General features: G+C 56.2%; 18 protein-coding genes. 14 read left to right on the top strand and 4 right to left on the bottom strand.

From position 1 onward, the window contains the following. Window positions 1–39: 39 nt before the first annotated feature. From ISX84_RS22130 to ISX84_RS22120, 3 genes are all read left to right on the top strand, one after another. Complete coding sequence (locus tag ISX84_RS22130) at window positions 40–1,668, top strand: amidohydrolase (RefSeq protein ID WP_195822597.1); 1,629 nt, start codon at window positions 40–42, stop codon at window positions 1,666–1,668. Beyond that, window positions 1,665–2,483: a CobW family GTP-binding protein gene (locus ISX84_RS22125; protein WP_195822596.1), complete on the top strand. Its 819-nt coding sequence runs from the start codon at window positions 1,665–1,667 to the stop codon at window positions 2,481–2,483. Before ISX84_RS22130 ends, ISX84_RS22125 begins: the two co-directional genes overlap by 4 nt. 576 nt (window positions 2,484–3,059) lie before the next feature. Next, window positions 3,060–3,845 carry a hypothetical protein gene (locus ISX84_RS22120; protein WP_195822595.1) on the top strand — a complete coding sequence of 262 codons (786 nt, stop codon included), beginning with the start codon at window positions 3,060–3,062 and terminating at the stop codon, window positions 3,843–3,845. A gap of 15 nt (window positions 3,846–3,860) precedes the next feature. On the opposite strand, the gene ISX84_RS22115 is transcribed toward ISX84_RS22120, so the two are convergent. From ISX84_RS22115 to ISX84_RS22100, 4 genes are all read right to left on the bottom strand, one after another. Then, window positions 3,861–4,304: a YrhA family protein gene (locus ISX84_RS22115; RefSeq protein WP_195822594.1), complete on the bottom strand. Its 444-nt coding sequence runs from the start codon at window positions 4,302–4,304 to the stop codon at window positions 3,861–3,863. A gap of 323 nt (window positions 4,305–4,627) precedes the next feature. Then, the gene (locus tag ISX84_RS22110; RefSeq protein ID WP_195822593.1) at window positions 4,628–5,017 is read right to left on the bottom strand and encodes a hypothetical protein; all 390 of its coding nucleotides are present in this window, start codon (window positions 5,015–5,017) and stop codon (window positions 4,628–4,630) included. Between the two features lie 38 nt (window positions 5,018–5,055). Further along, entirely contained in the window at window positions 5,056–5,421 is a 366-nt protein-coding gene (locus tag ISX84_RS22105) for a hypothetical protein (RefSeq protein ID WP_195822592.1), read from the bottom strand. 72 nt (window positions 5,422–5,493) lie between these two features. Continuing rightward, on the bottom strand, window positions 5,494–6,210 hold the full coding sequence (locus ISX84_RS22100) for a DUF6683 family protein (RefSeq protein WP_195822591.1): 717 nt from the start codon (window positions 6,208–6,210) through the stop codon (window positions 5,494–5,496). 231 nt (window positions 6,211–6,441) lie between these two features. Here ISX84_RS22100 and ISX84_RS22095 point away from each other — a divergent pair, with 231 nt between their 5' ends. The 11 genes from ISX84_RS22095 to ISX84_RS22045 all read left to right on the top strand — a co-directional run bounded on the left by ISX84_RS22095 (window position 6,442) and on the right by ISX84_RS22045 (window position 17,757). Then, window positions 6,442–6,939, top strand: coding sequence for a DUF6985 domain-containing protein (locus tag ISX84_RS22095; protein ID WP_442800635.1), 498 nt, complete (start codon window positions 6,442–6,444; stop codon window positions 6,937–6,939). A gap of 79 nt (window positions 6,940–7,018) precedes the next feature. Then, window positions 7,019–7,735 (top strand): DUF6683 family protein, encoded by a 717-nt coding sequence (locus ISX84_RS22090; RefSeq protein ID WP_195822589.1) that lies wholly within the window; start codon window positions 7,019–7,021, stop codon window positions 7,733–7,735. Between the two features lie 119 nt (window positions 7,736–7,854). Then, window positions 7,855–8,145 (top strand): YrhB domain-containing protein, encoded by a 291-nt coding sequence (locus tag ISX84_RS22085; RefSeq protein WP_195822588.1) that lies wholly within the window; start codon window positions 7,855–7,857, stop codon window positions 8,143–8,145. A 489-nt stretch (window positions 8,146–8,634) separates the two neighbouring features. Further along, window positions 8,635–9,114: a hypothetical protein gene (locus ISX84_RS22080; protein ID WP_195822587.1), complete on the top strand. Its 480-nt coding sequence runs from the start codon at window positions 8,635–8,637 to the stop codon at window positions 9,112–9,114. 210 nt (window positions 9,115–9,324) lie between these two features. After that, window positions 9,325–10,074, top strand: coding sequence for a FadR/GntR family transcriptional regulator (locus tag ISX84_RS22075; RefSeq protein WP_326838783.1), 750 nt, complete (start codon window positions 9,325–9,327; stop codon window positions 10,072–10,074). Continuing rightward, window positions 10,067–11,218, top strand: a complete 1,152-nt coding sequence (locus ISX84_RS22070) for an aminotransferase class I/II-fold pyridoxal phosphate-dependent enzyme (RefSeq protein WP_195822585.1) — start codon at window positions 10,067–10,069, stop codon at window positions 11,216–11,218. The genes ISX84_RS22075 and ISX84_RS22070 overlap by 8 nt, the downstream gene beginning before the upstream one ends. Before the next feature lie 42 nt (window positions 11,219–11,260). After that, window positions 11,261–12,520: an ABC transporter substrate-binding protein gene (locus ISX84_RS22065; RefSeq protein WP_195822584.1), complete on the top strand. Its 1,260-nt coding sequence runs from the start codon at window positions 11,261–11,263 to the stop codon at window positions 12,518–12,520. After that, entirely contained in the window at window positions 12,517–13,452 is a 936-nt protein-coding gene (locus ISX84_RS22060; RefSeq protein ID WP_326838782.1) for a carbohydrate ABC transporter permease, read from the top strand. The genes ISX84_RS22065 and ISX84_RS22060 overlap by 4 nt, the downstream gene beginning before the upstream one ends. Window positions 13,453–13,462: 10 nt before the next feature. After that, window positions 13,463–14,305, top strand: coding sequence for a carbohydrate ABC transporter permease (locus ISX84_RS22055; RefSeq protein WP_195822582.1), 843 nt, complete (start codon window positions 13,463–13,465; stop codon window positions 14,303–14,305). 11 nt (window positions 14,306–14,316) lie between these two features. Next, a complete protein-coding gene (locus tag ISX84_RS22050) occupies window positions 14,317–15,384 on the top strand; it encodes an ABC transporter ATP-binding protein (RefSeq protein WP_195822581.1) in 1,068 nt (355 codons plus the stop codon). Window positions 15,385–15,798: 414 nt separating this feature from the next. Further along, window positions 15,799–17,757: an ATP-binding protein gene (locus tag ISX84_RS22045; RefSeq protein ID WP_195822580.1), complete on the top strand. Its 1,959-nt coding sequence runs from the start codon at window positions 15,799–15,801 to the stop codon at window positions 17,755–17,757. Window positions 17,758–18,083: the final 326 nt, after the last annotated feature.

Genomic DNA, 18,083 nt, shown 5'->3' with positions numbered 1-18,083 from the left:
AGAGACATAGCGTCAAATCTCAAGATTTGGAGGCCCTCGATGACCGTCACGCTCTATCCCGCCCGCAAGATCATCACCATGAACCCGGCGCGGCCCCATGCGACCCATGTCGCGGCGCGCGATGGCACGATCCTGGGCGCAGGTACCAAGGAGGAGCTTGCCGGTTGGGGAGACCCGGTGATCGACACACGCTTCGAGGACAAGGTGCTAATGCCCGGTCTGATCGAGGGACACTCGCACATGCTGGAAGGTGCGCTCTGGACCAAATCCTATACCGGGTTTTTCGACCGGATGGACCCGGACGGCGTGATCCATGCCGGCTGCACGGATATCGAAGCGGTCGTTGCGCGCCTCGCCAAGGCGTTGGCGAAAAACCCCAATGCGCCTTTGTCCGCTTGGGGTCTGGACCCGATCTACTTTGACAATGTGCGCGTCAGCCGCGCCGATCTGGATCGTGTCTCAGACAGCATACCCATCGGGATCATGCACGCCTCTGGCCATATCATGAACCTCAACACCCCGGCGCTTGAGGCAGCGGGGCTGCTGAAACTCGGTCTGAACCATCCCGGTATTCCTCTGGGCGCGGACGGTTTGCCGACGGGCGAGCTGAAAGGCCCGGACGTGATGACCCCGGCGGGCCTTCACGTCGGCTTCGGTCGTGACATGCTAGCCAGCGATGCAGCGGGGATGCGCGCCTTTGGCAAGCTCTGCGTGCGGTCAGGGGTGACGACGGCCACCGACCTTGCCGCCCGGCTGGATGAGCATGCGGTGAAAACCATGCTCCGTGTGATCGAAGAGCCAAGATACCCCGCCCGCATCGTTTGTCATCGGTTCCATCACGGCGTCACGCCGCAAGAGCTGATCGCACAGGTGGAGGATTTGCGCGACCGCTCGACCGACATGTGCCGGATGGGCCGGATCAAGGTGATCATGGATGGCTCGATTCAGGGCTTTTCGGCCCGTTTGCGTACGCCGGGCTATTACAACGGAGCACCCAACGGGCTGTGGTATATCACACCTGAGCACTTGGAGGTGATCCTGCGCGAGGCCTTTGCACGCGATCTGCAAGTCCACACGCACACCAATGGCGACGAGGCCACGCAGCTATTGATCGAGACGATGACAACCATCCTGTCGGATCGCCCCGCCATCGATCATCGTCTGACAGTACAGCATTGCCAGCTTGCCGACCGCGCCCAGCTGGCCCGGCTGGCGAAACTGGGGGCCTGCGTTAATTTCTTTGCCAACCACCACTATTACTGGGGCGACGAGCACTACCGCCTGACAGTCGGCCCGGAACGTGCGGAGCGGATGAATGCTGCGCGCACAGCGCTTGATCTGGGGCTGACGGTCGGTATCCATTCCGACGCGCCAATCACGCCGCTTGGCCCTCTGTTCACAGCATGGGCTGCCGAGACACGGATCACCGCAAGCGGGCGGGTGCAAGGCGGGCATGAGTGCATCTCGCGTGCGGAGGCGCTCTGGGCAATAACAATGGGCGCGGCCTACACGCTGAAGATCGAACAGGATGTGGGATCGATCGAGGCGGGCAAACGCGCCGATTTCGCGGTGCTTGATGCCGATCCCGAAACCGCCGACGATCTGCGCGACATCAGTGTTTGGGGCACGGTGCAGGGCGGGCGGGTATTCGAGGCCGCTGCCCTGTGACCCTGCCGCTGACGGTTCTGGGCGGCTATCTGGGCGCGGGCAAGACGACGCTGGTCAACAAGCTCCTGCGAGAGGGAGATGGTGAACGGATCGCTATTCTGGTCAATGATTTTGGCGAGCTCGCCGTCGATGCCGATTTGATCGAGGCCGAAGATGGCGACATCATCTCACTGGCGGGCGGATGCGTCTGCTGCTCTTACGGCGACGATCTAATGTCAGCGCTGATGAGCATGCGCAACATGGAGCCGCCGCCCCAAAGGATCGTGCTAGAGGCCTCTGGCATCGCCATGCCGGGCGCCATTGGGGCCTCCATCGGCCTGGTGCCGGGGATCGAGCTGTCCTCAATCATCGTTCTGGCGGACGCCGAGCATATGCCCGCGCATCTGGCCAACAGCTACCTGACCGACACAATAGAGCGGCAACTGAACTCGGCCGATTTGATTGTGATCACCAAGGCGGACATCGCCGCAGCTGATACGGTTCGCGACCTAATCGCGCACACAGCCCCTGGACTACCGGTGGTTGATGCAGACCAAGTTTCAAACGCTTTGATCTTTGCGAACCGCAGCGCCCGTCCTGCGGTCGAGCCACATGGCGCGCATCATCATACCGAGCTGCTAATATTCGACGGTGCAGTTGACGTCGAGGCCCTGGCGCAGGACTTAGCCACAGATCGTCAGATTGTGAGGGCCAAGGGCGTGGTACCTACATCCGATGGCACACTGGCCTTGCTTCAACTCACTGACAGCACATGGGCTGTTTCGCCCGCACCGCCGGATGCATCCCTCGGTGTGGTCGTGATTTCTATTCCTTGAGTGTTCACCATTGATAAAACACGAGGTCGTGGTTCAGATCGTGCAGGGCTGCGTAGCACTCGTCGACATACAGACAAACCCTTGAAGCATAGACTTCCGCGAAAACACTAGCATTTAGCAACGAACCCTGTGGAGCGCGCGACGAGGCCGCTTTTTGCCCATCACGCCAAACCCCTTCGATACATCTTGTAAGACTCAAAGCCTGTGCAGTGTAGTACGAGAGACTCAAAGCAATAGGGATCGTCCCTTATGACATCCGCTAAATATCGTGCAATTCTCCTGCTCTCTGGCATTTTAGTTATAGGGGCCCTACTGGTCGCGACAGACAGCACGCTGACAGGCCGCGCTCTGACGCGGATCGAAGCTAATCGCCTTGCTGACCAGACCGGCGAAGCAGGCCTTCATATCCACGCCATAGAGGGGCGTGGTAACAACACCGAAGTACGCTTCATCCGCGCCGGCGACCCAGTCCCGCTTGCACCGCTTAAAATCAGGCGATGTAGCCCGTCGCGGTGTCTGAGCACCCTGTCCAGTGCGCTCTGGGGAAGAGATGTGCAGCACGAGGTTGCAGTTCATATGCTGGAGACATTCGATCAATGCGGTCTGCCCCCCATCGCCCTGCCCGAGATCAATTTGCTTTGGGGAACGAACGGGATTTCCGACCAACGCCCTCTCGGCGAAAGCCTCGATCTGAATGCGACCGTGTTGTTGGCATCAGCGCAGGTCGAAGACGACACCGACGGGTTTCAGACCCTTGCCAAAGCCTGCATGACCCGGCTCCTGCAGGACCCGACCGACAATCCCGGCTGGCACCTGATAACGGATGATGTGTCGCTGGTGCTGCTGTCCGTGCCTTTGATCACGGACCATGTGCCCCCGGCGGCGCCACCTGTTTTGGAATTCGGCCCCTATAGAAAAGGAAGCGACGGATCCTTGATCCGAAAATATGGCCACACGATTGAGTTTCATCTGACTGCGAAGGAGGGTACGATTACCGCTGGGCCATTATCGATCTCGGCTCCTCCCAACATGAAGGAAAATCACATTCGCACGGCGCTGAAACCGCCGCTTCTGGCGTGGCTTGCAGAGATCAAACCGCATCGCGCTGCAGGTGATTTTGTGTTCCGGGCAAGCGAGACAGAAATGGTCGACCAAGCCGCAGGTCTGGCTCGCATTTTCGTTGAAGTCACGGACAACCGAACCTCGGAACCTGCAATTGTCATTGCATTGTTTGATCTGGGATCACTTGGATCCCCGTCCTGGCAGCCCAACGGATTCGAACTTGTGGCGGATTTTGGGTTCGAGCCAGCCGTTGATGTGCCGTTCTTGCCATTCGATCTCGAAGACCTGCCGGATGAGTAGTTCCACGCCATAAAATCACGCGACGAGATGTGTGGCAAGATAGTGCTCAATCAAAGCCCGCACCAAAGGAAACCGTTCCACCTCATCGCCGGAGATGCGATCACGGCTGGTGGCGTTTTCTCCGTTCAAATCCACGGTCAGCAGATCCATGCCGGTTTCGCCCAGAATGATGTATTCGCTGTGCTGGCCGTCCTCGCGCCAGACAAGATTGGCGTTGACAAGCCCCTGCCAGAAGCCCCCAGCGCCCGGCGCGTCCGTTGACTGATCAGCCCCATAAAGGACAAGGCCGTTAAAATCGGTTCCGTTCGACAGGGCCAGAAAGTCAGCAGGGATATCTGCCGACAGCTGCCCTGCTGCAGCAGATTTCAGCACCTTGATCTGCTGCGGCAAGGCGGGCCCGTTTGTGGTTTCATCGGCACTGGATTGCTCTGCCGCCACGCGGTCGAGAAGTCCTTTCATATCACGCCCTCACATTCCGAAACCCGGCGCCTGATGATCATCGGGGCCGCTATCATCGGCCGACCATCGTATCGGGTGCCCGAAGCGTCCGGTCTGAGCGCCTTCCCGACATGTTTGGTTTGGCACACCTCTGTCGAGGAAGCGATTTACCCCCGCGGCTCATTCGACGGCAGGGCCGCCAGATGTGCGGGTCATTGCGGTCGTTCGGCCGCAGACGCACCGCTTTTGACCAGATGATCGGTTACGACCGCAGCAGCACCAAGGGCCAACAGGGCGGATAGCACAAGGACAGCTCTGCGCTTTTCTGCACTCATTGACCAACCTCACTTCGCAAAAAAGGGGCGCAGCTTCTCTCTCATCCTGACAAGATTGTCGGGCGTCACTTTCCATCTCTGTGCGTCATCGTACTCAAACGTGATACCAATGCGCATCTCCGCTTTGACGATCTGGATCAGCACCGCTTTCCAAGGTGCATTTCCATCTCGCCGCTTCAGCTGCCGGAACTGCACCAGCTGGTCCATGATATCGCCATTTCGCGGCGTCCCCGGTTTTGGTTTCTCGCCCGCGACATAGGAAAACCCCGTCATGTCGACGCTGGTATCCGTGACGATGGCCACCAGAGACATCGCGTCCCATTCACGATCCACGTACTTCTCATCCTGAGCAATCAGCAACGCAATTGCATGCAAAGCTTCATCTGCTTCCGGCGCCATCTTTGTTGTCCTGGCCACATCACCGCTCCCACCCCGGTTCACAAACATACACCGCCATAAACTGCGTCTATTGCTGTTGCCTGACCTGCGTCATCAACCTCCCAGAACACCTGCCAGACCGTACGACAGGGGAATCCGTTTTTGCTGAAAGACGCCACATTGTGAACGGTGGATATGTCAAAACCCTGCGCGGCAAGCGCCGAGACGATGTCGGTAGAGGCCATCGGCAAGGGAAACTGGGCCTTGACGCGCGCTCTGAGTTCTTCACTTGCGGGGCCGTCGCGGCCAGGCAAACCGCGCCCGATGTCAGGGATCCGCTTGAAGGGCTCGAATACGAAAATAGCCAACGCCAGCAACGCTGCCGCGATCAACACCCCTGCTCCGATCATCAATTTGCTCAGCATCGAACCGCCCCCCCATTCAAACACTTACCTGCGGCAGCCAGCGCTTCCCGGTAGAAACCGCGCCTTCCTCGACTACTGCCTGAGAACAAAGCCCGTTTCTGTCAACTCAAACGCATCGAGGTCCATCCCGGACGCTACAGCGCCCTGTTTGACAGCCACCTTAACCTTTTCAAGATAGGCCGCATCCGACTGCGCAGCCTCTACCGTCACACTGATCAGGATGCTTTGCAGATAATGCGCCTCGGCAGCCTCCTGTTTGGTGGCATCATCCGTCGACAGCAACACCGGGAGGGTTCCAAATGCGCTTTCCACCTGATCCCGGACGGCCCCCAGTGTTTCAGCGGAGGGCGTATCGACGCGCCCCTGACCTGCAAGCCACGCGGTCACAAACCACATGGCATAGGCGTCTGCAACATTATACATGTCAAAGCCCAGGTCTCTGAACGGCGCTTCGGCGACGGCGAGAATGTCATTTTGCGACAGGGTTTGCTGCAACTGATCCGCCCCTGCCGGATCAACGGCGCGGGTTTTTTCGACAAAGCTTGCATAGTTTCGCTGCCGCTGTTCCATCGACGGTACAAACTGCAGTGCCGCCTTTTGCGCGGGGCTCAGAGGCGCGGGCCCGGTCACGTCGCTCTGTTTTGCCGATTTGCGGGTGATGCCCTTCATCACCGCGCCGTGAACACCCGCATCGATAAAGCCGCCGCCGATATCCATGAATTGCGCGGGGACTTTGCCTGCCGCTGTCAGCAGGACCACCACTAAAAAAGCTCTGACGACTTTCCGCATTTTGCAACACTCCTCCAACAAAAAACATGCGGCATCACCGATGCCCGATCATTGACCACATCTCCCCAACTCTACCGGAAGGGGTCAAAGATTGATGACATCATCAGCCAAAGCCATCCCGAAAGCCGCCTCCTTCTGGAAACCGGTGCAGGGTCGGCAGACTTATGCCGTTTTGCCGCACTGCTGATGACCCTCCTTGACCGGGACCGTGCTTAAAAGCGTCAGTGGTGTATGGCTGAAAAGGTGAACCTCCCCCTTTTTGATGGCGCGTCGGTTGACCTCGACAGCAATGCAGCCGCACTATCCCCTGCAGCGGCTGAAGCCCTGCGGCGTTTTACGCAAATGACACCCGCGGACCGGTTGGCGACCACACCACACGTCCATGCTTATTATCGTGACATGCACATGCATGCGGATGGCGCGTGGATCGACGAGAACATGACGGCTCCTGCGCATCCCGCCGACATCTGGGCCCATGTTCGGCCATTGGCGCTCACGATCACGTCCCGGCCGCCGCGGCCCGGAACCGATCCGATCCCTTATGTGATCCTCGAAGCGAACTGCGACTGGGAAGACGAGCATGGTCTACAACTGGTCTGGAAAGAGGGTCGCGACCTGGTCAGGGTTGGCGAATATGATGGCAAACCACTGCATGCGGAGAATGCGCCGTCAGGGGTCGTCTACCACTCCATCTATGACGACGACTTCAGCACATATCAGCTCAAGTAGCCGAAACACCAGACGTCACAGCCGGGATGTAACGCCCCCCTCAACGGAGCATATAACGATGCGAAGAATTTTGATCTGCATGACAACGTTCACCTTTGTCGCCGGCGTTTCACCGCGGACAGGCTCTGCCCAGGATTTCTCAATGCCAATGATCCAGATTGCGCCGGATTTCGCCATGTCAAACCTGAATAGGGAACTGCTCGACAGACGAAACGCCGCGCAAAATGACGATAACACCAACACTTCAAATGCACCGGCTCCTTTGCAGCTGGACAGATCCGTCTTGCGTTTCACCCCTGATCAGGGACGCCGCGCAGAGAACATGCAAGGCTTCTTGAGTCAGATCAGGGAGAGCGATCCAGAGGGTGCGGCAAAGCTTGAGGCAATTTTTGCCTCCGCCGATGTCATGACCATGATTGCCGACGCCATGACGTCGATGGGTATGGATGCCAACAACGTCGCGGACGCCTATGCGGTGTGGTGGATCAGTTCATACCAGGCCAGTCAGGGGTCGGCCAAAACACCACCCCGCCGACAGTACCAGGCTGTCCGTCAGCAATCTGAAGGCGCCTTGCTGTCCAGCAAGGCCATGGCCTCAGCCTCCGAAGCTGAGAAACAACAATTCGCGGAGGCTTATCTGCTTCAGGCTGCGCTGATCGATTCCGGCGTCCAGGAGATGCAGCCAAATCCGGCGCAGCTGGACGCATTGAAAACGGCTGTAAAGAAAGGCGCGTTGGCATCCGGCCTTGATTTGGATCGTATGATCCTGACCGATAAGGGCTTTCTGGCAAATTGACAACACAACGCATCGGCTTGCACTCGGAGTTCATGCCGATTCCATGCCTCAGTAAATAAAGCTTCAAGAGCTTTTCTGATCGCGCTCCACGCCACTCGCCATTGAACGGAGTTCAAACTGTGCTCACACAAGACGATGCAAGGGCATTGGCAAAAAAGCACGTCAGTGAACTTGGCGCGGACCTAGTGCTGCTTTCAAACCCCATTGCATGCGGAGATTACGGGTGGGTTTTTGGCTATCAGCGCGCGGAATATCTGCAGAAAAATAACCTCATAGATGCTCTGGCTGGGAATGCGCCACTACTTGTCGAACGTGGGACTGGAAAAATTCATACCCTGGGCACGGCACATCCCATGGATAACTATATTGAGAGTTTTTTGAAATTCGGCGATCCACATCGGACGGATTAAGTTGGCTTGGAGGGCGTTCAGGTTGATGTCAGGTCACGACATAAGTGCCCCTGCGATCCGCATGATGTTTTGTGAGCGATGCAAGAAGCTGTCGTTCCCCTTTCTTAGCGCCAAAATGGTCAAATGCACATACCGCCAGCGGCCTAACTTTTGGCCCAAAATAGCCGTTCAGCGCTCCATCAGAATGAACCATATAAACACGCCATAGTCACTTGACGGGCCTTTCTGTTCTGTTGTTTGGAATGCCCATGCATTCCGAACGGCAGGGCAGGTAAGGACAAAGCCCGTCCTGCGGCCTGACGCGGCAGTGACAACCAGGTGGCCGTCTGCGCAGCATTTGGCGCTGCAACTGCGCTTGTCGCCATATTGTCTGCCCGGCCAAGGTTCCTGAGTGTTGCAGGGGAAGAGCCCTAGCCATTTGCCATTCCGCGGGGCATCGCCCTTCTTTTAGCGGTCCTTGCCGGAATTATCTTTCTGGTCGAAGGCGCGGTGCTGGATTGGGGGGCGCTGCTAGTGATCGACAGAGAACTCGCCCCCGCAGAAAACGCCGGGGCTGGCTACATCCTTTTTTCAGTTGCAATGTTTATCGCCTGTCTAACCGGGGATCGCCTGATCGGTAGGATCGGCGGGTTCGCAACTCTCGTTCTGGGCGGATTGATCACAATGGTGGGAATCACGACCGTTTTGGTCGCATCGTTTGTACCGGTAGCTCTTTTTGGATTTGTCCTGATCGGGCTGGGTGCCGCGAACCTTGTGCCCATTCTGTTCAGCGTTGCGGGCCGTCAGACGACAATGCCACCTGGCATCGCCATTGCTGAGGTGACAACAACCGGGTACGCGGGAATTCTCCTCGGCACAGCAATGATTGACTTCATCTCGGATGCATCCTCGCTCGTGACGGCATTCTGGTTGCTGGCACTTCTCATTCTGGCCTTACCCATATCAGCGTGGTGGGTCGCCTGCGTTTAGTAGGACGCACCGTTTCTCCTAATTTGGGATTGAGCTTTCAAGAAACAAAAAATCTTTCAGTTTGGGGCCATTCTGCCTCAGTTCTGATCCACGCAAGACTGTTTTGGCAGCCGTTGATAAGACCTCTTTCAATTAATGTCGGACATTATAGTATATTTTCTCCGACAATATATTTAGTATTGGATGTACATTGATTCGGAGCGGCTACACGTGACAGAAAATTTGCCACCCCAGGAACAGAGCGAAGAGGCAGGCAACTCGCTTAAAGAGTTACCTCCCGGCAGCAACAGCCGGGATGTTCTGGATGCACTGTCCGCTATGATTGACGCGGAAGGTTTGAGAGTTGGCGACCGTCTGCCGCCGGAAGTGGAAATCGCGCGTCGGCTTGGGATTGGACGGGCAAAGGTCCGCGAGGCCCTGACGAGTTGGCAGAACATGGGCATCGTCGTTCGCAACAAGAAAGCCGGGACACGTTTGGCGGCTGAAGTGTCGGCTAATGCAATTCACCTCCCACTGACACTAAAGCTTGAGGCGGAGAGCCTATTGCGAACCCACGCAGTACGCAGGCCTTTGGAAATCGAAGCGGCAAGGATGGCGGCACTGAATTGCACTAAGACGCAAGGACGGTTGATTGCTGCCCGCGTTGCTGAACTCATAGCCACACATGCAGCCGGCGAAGATTGGCGTCAGGCTGACCATCGGTTCCACTCGTCACTGCATGACGCCTGCGGAAACCCTCTGTTCGGGCAATTGATCCGTCAGATACAGCAAGGCTTCAACGAGGTTTACCAAGCACCGTTCGGCCAGCCACATCTAGGTCAGGCGACAATCCCGATACACACCCTGCTTGCCGAGGCGGTTGTCTCTCGCAACGCAGACGAAGCTGCGCGGATTGTCGGTGAGATCATGGACATGGTCGAAGCAGAAATTCTCCAGATCATGGAGAGCCAGAATGCCTGAACACGAGGACCTCGCAACTCTGCTTACGGCAGTACTGCCCGACGCGGATGGGGCGGTGACGCCGCCGATCGTCCAGACCTCTCTATTCACATTCGACAGCTATCAGAGCTTTGAAGATAGGATGGCGGGCCGATCGGATCACGCGATCTACACCCGTATAGAAAACCCCACCGTTGCAGCGTTTGAAGAGCTCATGGTACAAGCTGAGCAAGGTGAGGCTGCAGTTGGGTTTGCCTCCGGGATGGCGGCCATTTCGTCTACGATCCTGGCATTCATCAAACCCGGGGATCGGATCGCCTGCGTCCAGCATGTCTACCCGGATACCTTCCGGTTTCTGGAACGCATGTTGCGCCCGCTCGGGGTACAAATCGAATACCATGCGCCAGAGCGTTTTGAGAATGATCCGGATCTGCTCGCTGATGTGACGTTGGCCTATCTGGAAAGCCCTGGATCGGTCGTTTTTAAAGCAATGGATCTGCGCCGTGTCGCGGAACATGCCAAACGTCACAATGTGTTGACGATGATCGACAATTCCTGGGCAAGTCCGGTGTTTCAGCGCCCTCTCACACTGGGCATCGACATCGTCATCCACTCAGCCTCGAAATACATCTCGGGGCATTCGGACACGGTTGCGGGCGTGGTGGTCTCCTCTCTGGACCATATTGCCCGCATCCGTGATCTGACCTTACCCTTGCTCGGCGCAAAACTGGCACCATTCGAGGCGTTCCTGCTGACGCGAGGCCTGCGGACTTTGAGTGCGCGCATGATGCAGCACCAGGCGACGGCCAACCTGTTTATGGATCGCTTGACCACTGCTCAACAGGTTCGGCAAGTCAATTCACCGGGCGCCAACGATGTTCCTGGATTGACGGGACGGTCTGGACTCATGTCGATTGAGTTTGATGACAGTGTCGACATCGCAAGGTTTTCCGATGCTTTGAGCCTGTTTCGCCTCGGCGTGAGTTGGGGGGGATTCGAAAGTCTGATCCTGCCGGCGCGTGTAGGCCTTGCGCAGGCGGGCGAGCAGAATTCAATGCAGAAGTTTGGCGTCTCACCCAATCTGGTGCGCCTGAACCTCGGGCTCGAGTCTGCAGACGATCTATGGGCCGATTTCACATCAGCGCTCGCCAAAAGCACTGCTTAGAGATGCGCACCACACAGAAATCAAAACCAACTGGAGGAAGAAATGAAAAAATTACTCGCAGGAATGACAGCTGCTGCCGTGCTGATGGGCTCGGCTGCCTATGCCGAAACCACACTGAAGCTGGTTGAGGTGATCACAAGCCCCGAGCGTACCAAGGTGCTTCAGGGGATCGTCGATGAGTTTGAGGCCAACAATCCTGACGTCACGGTTGAGATCGTATCGCTGCCATGGGGCAGCGCATTTGAAAAACTGGCCACAATGGTGGCGGGTGGCGACATCCCGGATGTGGTTGAAATGCCCGACACGTGGCAGGCTCTCTACGCAGGATCCGATCAGTTGGTCAGCCTCAAAGACCATGTAGCCGGATGGGACCAGGGAGCAACTCTGACCGACAAGACCGTCGCGATGGGCAGTCAGGCGGGCGATCTCTATATGATCCCGTACGGCTTCTACCTGCGGGCAATGTTCTACAACAAGAAACTGCTGGCCGAAGCGGGTATCGACACCCCACCGACAACGATGGAAGAGTTTCAAAAAGCCTCGGCTGCAGTATCCGAACTTGATGGTAAATATGGGTATTGTTTGCGCGGTGGTCCCGGCGGCACCAATGGCTGGATCATGTTCGCCGCAGCCATGAACGGCACCAACGAGTTCTTCACCGAAGACGGCGTCAGCCGCATCAACGAGCCCGGCTCGGTCGAAGGTATCCAGTTCATGATCGACATGTATCAGAACGGATATGCACCCAAAGACAGCGTCAGCTGGGGCTTCAACGAAATCGTGGCCGGTTTCTATTCCGGCACCTGCGCGTTTCTTGACCAAGATCCCGATGCGCTGATCGCGATCGCCGAACGGATGCCAGCCGAAGATTTTGCCGTTATTCCAATGCCGGTTGGACCGTCGGGCAAAGCGTTCCCGACCATCGGTTTCGCAGGCTGGTCGATCTTCCGCGCAACCGATCACGAAGAAGAAGCCTTTGATCTGGTCGCGGCTCTGTCATCGCCGGAAGCCAACGCCACATGGGCCAAGCGGGTCGGTGTCATTCCGATCCATAAAGGCGCCGATCAGGATCCGCATTTCCAGACCGAGCAGTTTAAAGGCTGGTTCGAGGAATTGAATGGCGAGCAATATGTGCCGACCACAATGCCAACCAACCTTGAGCAGTGGGGTTACTTTGGCAGCACGCTTCTGCTGGAAACCAGCCAGGAAGCTTTGCTGGGCCAGCGCAGCGCGCAGGATGTTGCGGATGAATGGGCAGAGTTCCTCACCGACGAGCACGCCAAGTGGAAGGCAAACCAGTGATCTCCCGCACTCAAAAAAGTGTCAGGCCCGGGGAAACCCGGGCACGACGTTCGCTCTACCTGCAATACATGGTCGAGCCGTTTTTCTATCTGTCACCGGCGATCATTCTGATCGGTGCTGTCGTCATGCTTCCGCTGATCATCGGGATTTCCTACTCCTTCCAATCCATCGAGCTGTTGAAGCCTTTTGCCTACGGCTGGATCGGGTTTAAAAACTATGTCGACCTCTGGAGCGACCGCAAATTCTGGATCGCGATGGAGAACACACTGTTCTGGACCTTCTGGTCGATAACGTTCCAGTTTCTGCTCGGCCTCGGCCTTGCCATGCTCCTGAATACCCAATTCTTTGGAAAGAAGCTTTTTCAGGCTCTTGTTTTCCTCCCTTGGGCCGTCCCGACCTTTCTGTCCGCGTTGACATGGGCGTGGCTTTTCAATCCTGTCATTGGCCCGTTGCCGCATTGGCTGGCTGCGCTTGGCATTTTGTCAGAACCCTACAACATCCTTGGCGATCCCAAGCTGGCGATGTGGGGTCCGATCACCGCGAATATCTGGTTCGGTGTGCCATTCTTTGCCATCACGCTGTTGGCGGCTTTGCAATCGATACCCGGTGAACTCTACGAAGCAGCAGAAGTGGACGGCGCCACCCCATGGCAGACCTTCACCAAGATCACCTTGCCGTTCCTTGCTCCGATGATCGCAATCACCGTCATGCTGCGCACGATCTGGATCGCAAACTTCGCTGATCTAATCTACGTGATGACCGGCGGTGGGCCTGCCAATTCAACGCAGATTCTGTCGACCTATATCTTCACCACTGCCTTCCGCAAATTGGATTTTGGCTATGCGTCAACCGTTGCCGTTGCGCTTTTGGTGATCCTTCTGATCTGCGCGGTCATCCTGCTCTGGCTTCGCAAGAAGCTGGTCAAGATTTGAGGAATTGGCCATGTCAGCCGTCAAGAAAACCAACCCTGCGTTGATCGTGGGAAAATACGCGGCGCTTGCGTTCTATCTGATCTTCGCGCTGTTCCCGCTTTATTGGTTGCTCAAGATCGGATTGACGCCGGATGCGCTGATCTATTCGGAAGGCACCCGGCTGTTTCCAAGTGAGATCACCTTTTCAAACTTCACAACGGTCATTTTCCAGACCGATTTTGTGGCCTATTTCCGGAATTCTCTGATGGTGTCCCTTGGGGCGGCCTTCTTTACCACGCTGTTTGCGGCCGGGGCAGGCTATGCCTTTTCACGCTTCGTATTTGCGGGCAAGCGGATCATTATCGCCTTGATGCTGGTCACCCAGATGTTCCCGCTGCTGATGATCATTGCACCGATCTACAAGGTCGTCGCCGACCTCGGGCTGCTGAATTCGCTGACAAGCCTGGTCGTTGTCTACACGGCGTTCAACATCCCCTTTGCAACGTTCCTGATGCAGTCCTTCTTCGACGGCATTCCAAAAGATCTGGAAGACGCCGCAATGATGGATGGCTGTTCGCGGTTTCAGGCGCTGCGCAAAGTGGTGTTCCCACTAACATTACCTGGCCTCGGGGCGACGCTTGGTTTCGTCTTTACCGCGGCATGGTCAGAGTTGCTGTTTGCGCTGATGCTGATTTCGAGGAACGACGCGATGACCTTCCCGGTTGGCTTGTTGACGTTTGTTTCCAAGTTCTCGGTTGATTGGGGGCAAATGATGGCGGCCGGCGTGCTGGCGCTGATCCCGAGCTGCCTCTTCTTCATCTTCATTCAACGCTATCTCGTGCAGGGCCTCACGTCCGGCGCGGTCAAAGGATAGGAGGCCAGATCATGGCACGTATTGAACTTCGTGACGTTGCAAAACGATATGGATCGGTTGAGGTTCTGCGCGACATCAACCTTGAGATCCAGGATGGTGAGTTCATCGTTCTGGTCGGCCCGTCGGGCTGCGGCAAGTCCACTCTGCTGCGCATGGTTGCGGGACTTGAGCCGATATCAAGCGGCGACTTCCTGATCGATGATGAGCGTATGAACGACGTGCGCCCAAGAGATCGGGACATCGCAATGGTGTTCCAATCCTATGCTCTCTATCCGCATATGGATGTCGCGCGGAATATGGGGTTCTCAATGGAAATCCGCAAAGATCCGCTCGCAGAACGCAAATCAAAAGTGGCCCAGGCGGCAGAGACCCTGGGGCTGGCCAACCTGACGGATCGCTTGCCCAAGGCGCTCTCAGGTGGTCAACGTCAGAGGGTTGCCATGGGCAGAGCCATCATCCGCGATCCGCAAGCCTTTCTGTTTGACGAGCCTCTCTCAAATCTCGACGCGGCGCTGCGCGTGGAAATGCGGTTGGAGATTGCACGGCTGCACCAGAAACTCAGCGCGACCATGATCTACGTGACCCATGATCAGGTCGAGGCGTTGACACTGGCAGACCGGATCGTTGTTCTGAATGGCGGGGATATCCAACAGGTCGGCAGCCCCTTGGAACTCTACGAACGTCCGGCCAACAAATTTGTAGCGCAGTTCATCGGCTCGCCCGCCATGAATGTCGTGCCCGTCGTTGGCACCGAATTCGGTGTAACTGCCGGGAATGGCACCGAAATCAAGCTGCCCGATCAACCGCTTGCCGCTCAGGCGAAAGAGCTGGGGGTGAGGCCGGAGCACATCGATGTCGTGAACAATGGCACTGGTGATCTGTCGGCCGTGGCTGATGTCGTTGAACATCTGGGGTCAGACACGAACATCTATGTCAACGTCGAGGGCATCGGATCAATAATGGTGCGCAAGCATGGCAATATCCCCGTGAAGCCCGGCGAGCGGCTTGGCCTGCGCATTCAAACAGAAAACGCACATCTGTTTGCCACGGATGGCACAGCGTTGCGGCGGGTTGCCTGAGATGACGAACGATTTGAAAATGCAAATATGTACGGACTCCTGGGATACTTCCTGTAAATTACCCAATCTTGGGTGGAGGAAGTTTTCATGACGATCTTCTCGCCAGAGCTCTTGGTTGTCTTTCTCATCGTCCACTCCTCGGTGGTCACGATGAGCAACAAACACTCTCTTAGCAAATAGCCCTATTTGGACCCATAGGCGCTGACGTCAGACACTTTTCACTACGTGCATTTGCGACATGCGCTGCGACCATCTCAAGAGATTAGCTAAAACCTGCCGAATAATACCGAGATATGTTTGCTTTAAGGTAATTGGCTTGGGGTATCCACATCGCGGGAAAAGCACAAAGCTGCGGGATGAGCGATGTTTGGCATAGGTGGTACTAGGATAGTCAGGGCTCTACTGGTTGCGACTATGTGGGTGGCGACAGTCGGTTCACCGCTCAACGCGCAAGACTCAGAAGCCCCGCCGTTCAGGATGGTCTACTCCGAGTTCTACCCATACAGCTTCACCGATACGGATGGCCAAGCTCGCGGTATGGCCATAGATATTGCGCGAAGATTGATTGAAGGCGCAGGTCGCGAACTGGAGTTCATCGCTGCCGAAGATCCCGGCGTGATGGTAGAGACGGTGGCTTCTGGCGAAGCTGACATGACTTCGCTGCTAGGGTTCACTGCGAACCGAATGGCGATGGCCAGAGCCACGCTACCCTTAGGCTCTTTCCAAATCGTTCTGTTTGCGAGGAAAAACGGACCAGGGCGAGGACTGGATCATTTTCATGGCATGAGTGTCGGCGTGGTAACCGGCTCGTTGTCAGCCAAACATGCGACCGACATTCCGGACGCCAACATTGTGGAATATTCAAACGCCGATGCGCTGATCATGGGGTTGCTGACTGGCGAGGTCGATGCAACGGTCAGTGCAGCTGACGGCTTCAATAAACGGCTGCGTCAAATGGGTTCGGATATCTTCGTTGAAGCAATAGCGCCACCGTTGGGTGAAACCCCTTACGGACTTTTCGCATCGCCATCATCTGGCAACTTGATGAGCCTCCTCAATGCTCAGATCGAAGCGCAGCTAACACCCGAAGTTCTCAGTGAAATCCAACAGACATGGTTCGGAGAGCCCACCCGGCTTCCTGAGCATGAACTCATCTTTTGGGGCTCGATCGCAGGGATAGTCATTTTGGTCATCGCCATTGGCGCAACCGTCAATTCCCGACGCCAAAGCCGTCGCGCCTGCAATCTTTCCAATGAAAATGCAGAAATCCGCCTCCTTACCGACGCCTTGGATGGCATCAATGCAGCCATAGTGATTTTCGACAAAAACATGCGCGCCGTGCACTGGAACAAGGGGTTTGCACGAACCTTGCCCACAATGGTCGACTCGCTGTCCAAAGGAGCCCATCTGCGAACACTGATTGCATCGTCTTACGTCAATGGAACCATAGACAAAGGAATGACTCCTGCAGAGGCAAAGAGCTTCGCAGACGGTATCGTTCGACGACTTGCGAACGGCGAAACCCAGAACCGCATTGTCCACACCAGGGATGGGCGGGTGTTTGATGCGACAGATTTCGCCGTTGGTGGGGATCAATTCGCATCGGTGAGGGTCGATGTCACTAAGCTCCACAAGCAGGCCGACATGATCCGAAAGCAAAAAATTGAATTGGAAGCTGCCAATGAACGGCTGTCCATGTTCGCGACGATTGCCGCCCATGACTTGAAGGCGCCGCTGGTTCAGCAAGCGAGGCTGGTGGGCTTCATAGAGGAAGACATCGCGGACATCGGATTCGATCTCCCTGACGAAATCCTTGAGCACTTCAGCATGCTGAGAGATCTGTCCGGCAAGATGAAGCTGCTGATCCGGGATCTTCTCGATCATTCCCGTAGTGCTGCAAATCCGGAGCAATTCGAGGACGTGGATCTGAATGGTAGGTTGCCTGACATTCTCGATCTGGCGGGTCTTCCCGATGAGTTCCGGGTCAAGATCGAAGGCGAGATTCCCATGGTGCGCGTCGATCCGGTGGCCTTCGACACTATAGTGAGGAATCTCATCTCGAACGCTGCCAAACACCATGATCGCAATGAAGGCATGGTCAAGATCCGAGGGCACGAAGCAGACGGGATAGTTGTCATTGAATTTGAAGATGATGGACCAGGGATTCCAGAACGATATCGACAGGCAATTTTTGAGCCTTTCAAGCGGTTGTCGGCGAACATCGAGGGCACTGGCTTAGGGCTGTCGTTTATCAACAAGACGCTGCAACAATGGGGTGGAAGCATTCATGTCAACTGCCCCAATGAACGTGGCAGCGTGTTCGTCCTTTCAATACCCAACGTGACTTTTGATAAAGCAATCGCAGCGGAATAAGACCTTAAGTCCGGACGAGAGGTCGCACACCAAAGCCCTTTCAGACTAAATCTGTCTATTGCCGTGTCAGTGCGTATCCCCGATCGGCCTTCAGTGGAGCTACTGCGAACGGCGGTTCAATGTACTTCGCTGCTTTGGCCCAAGTGTTGATGTAGATCCGGTCTGGGTCAGGAATGCTTGACGTTTGGGTCATTATTGTCTGACGCAGCCCATTGATTGGATTCAGAAAATTCGGTGCATCGAATCAAAGATGAGTAACCCAAATTTTGAAAAGTGGTAAAGCTGACCTTCGTGCAGATCGCGGCGAAGGTCTCTGCAGAGCCCCC

The organism is Roseobacter sp. MH60115 (assembly GCF_015644665.1).
Lineage (GTDB): Bacteria > Pseudomonadota > Alphaproteobacteria > Rhodobacterales > Rhodobacteraceae > Roseobacter.
This window is presented reverse-complemented; position numbering and strand designations above follow the sequence as displayed.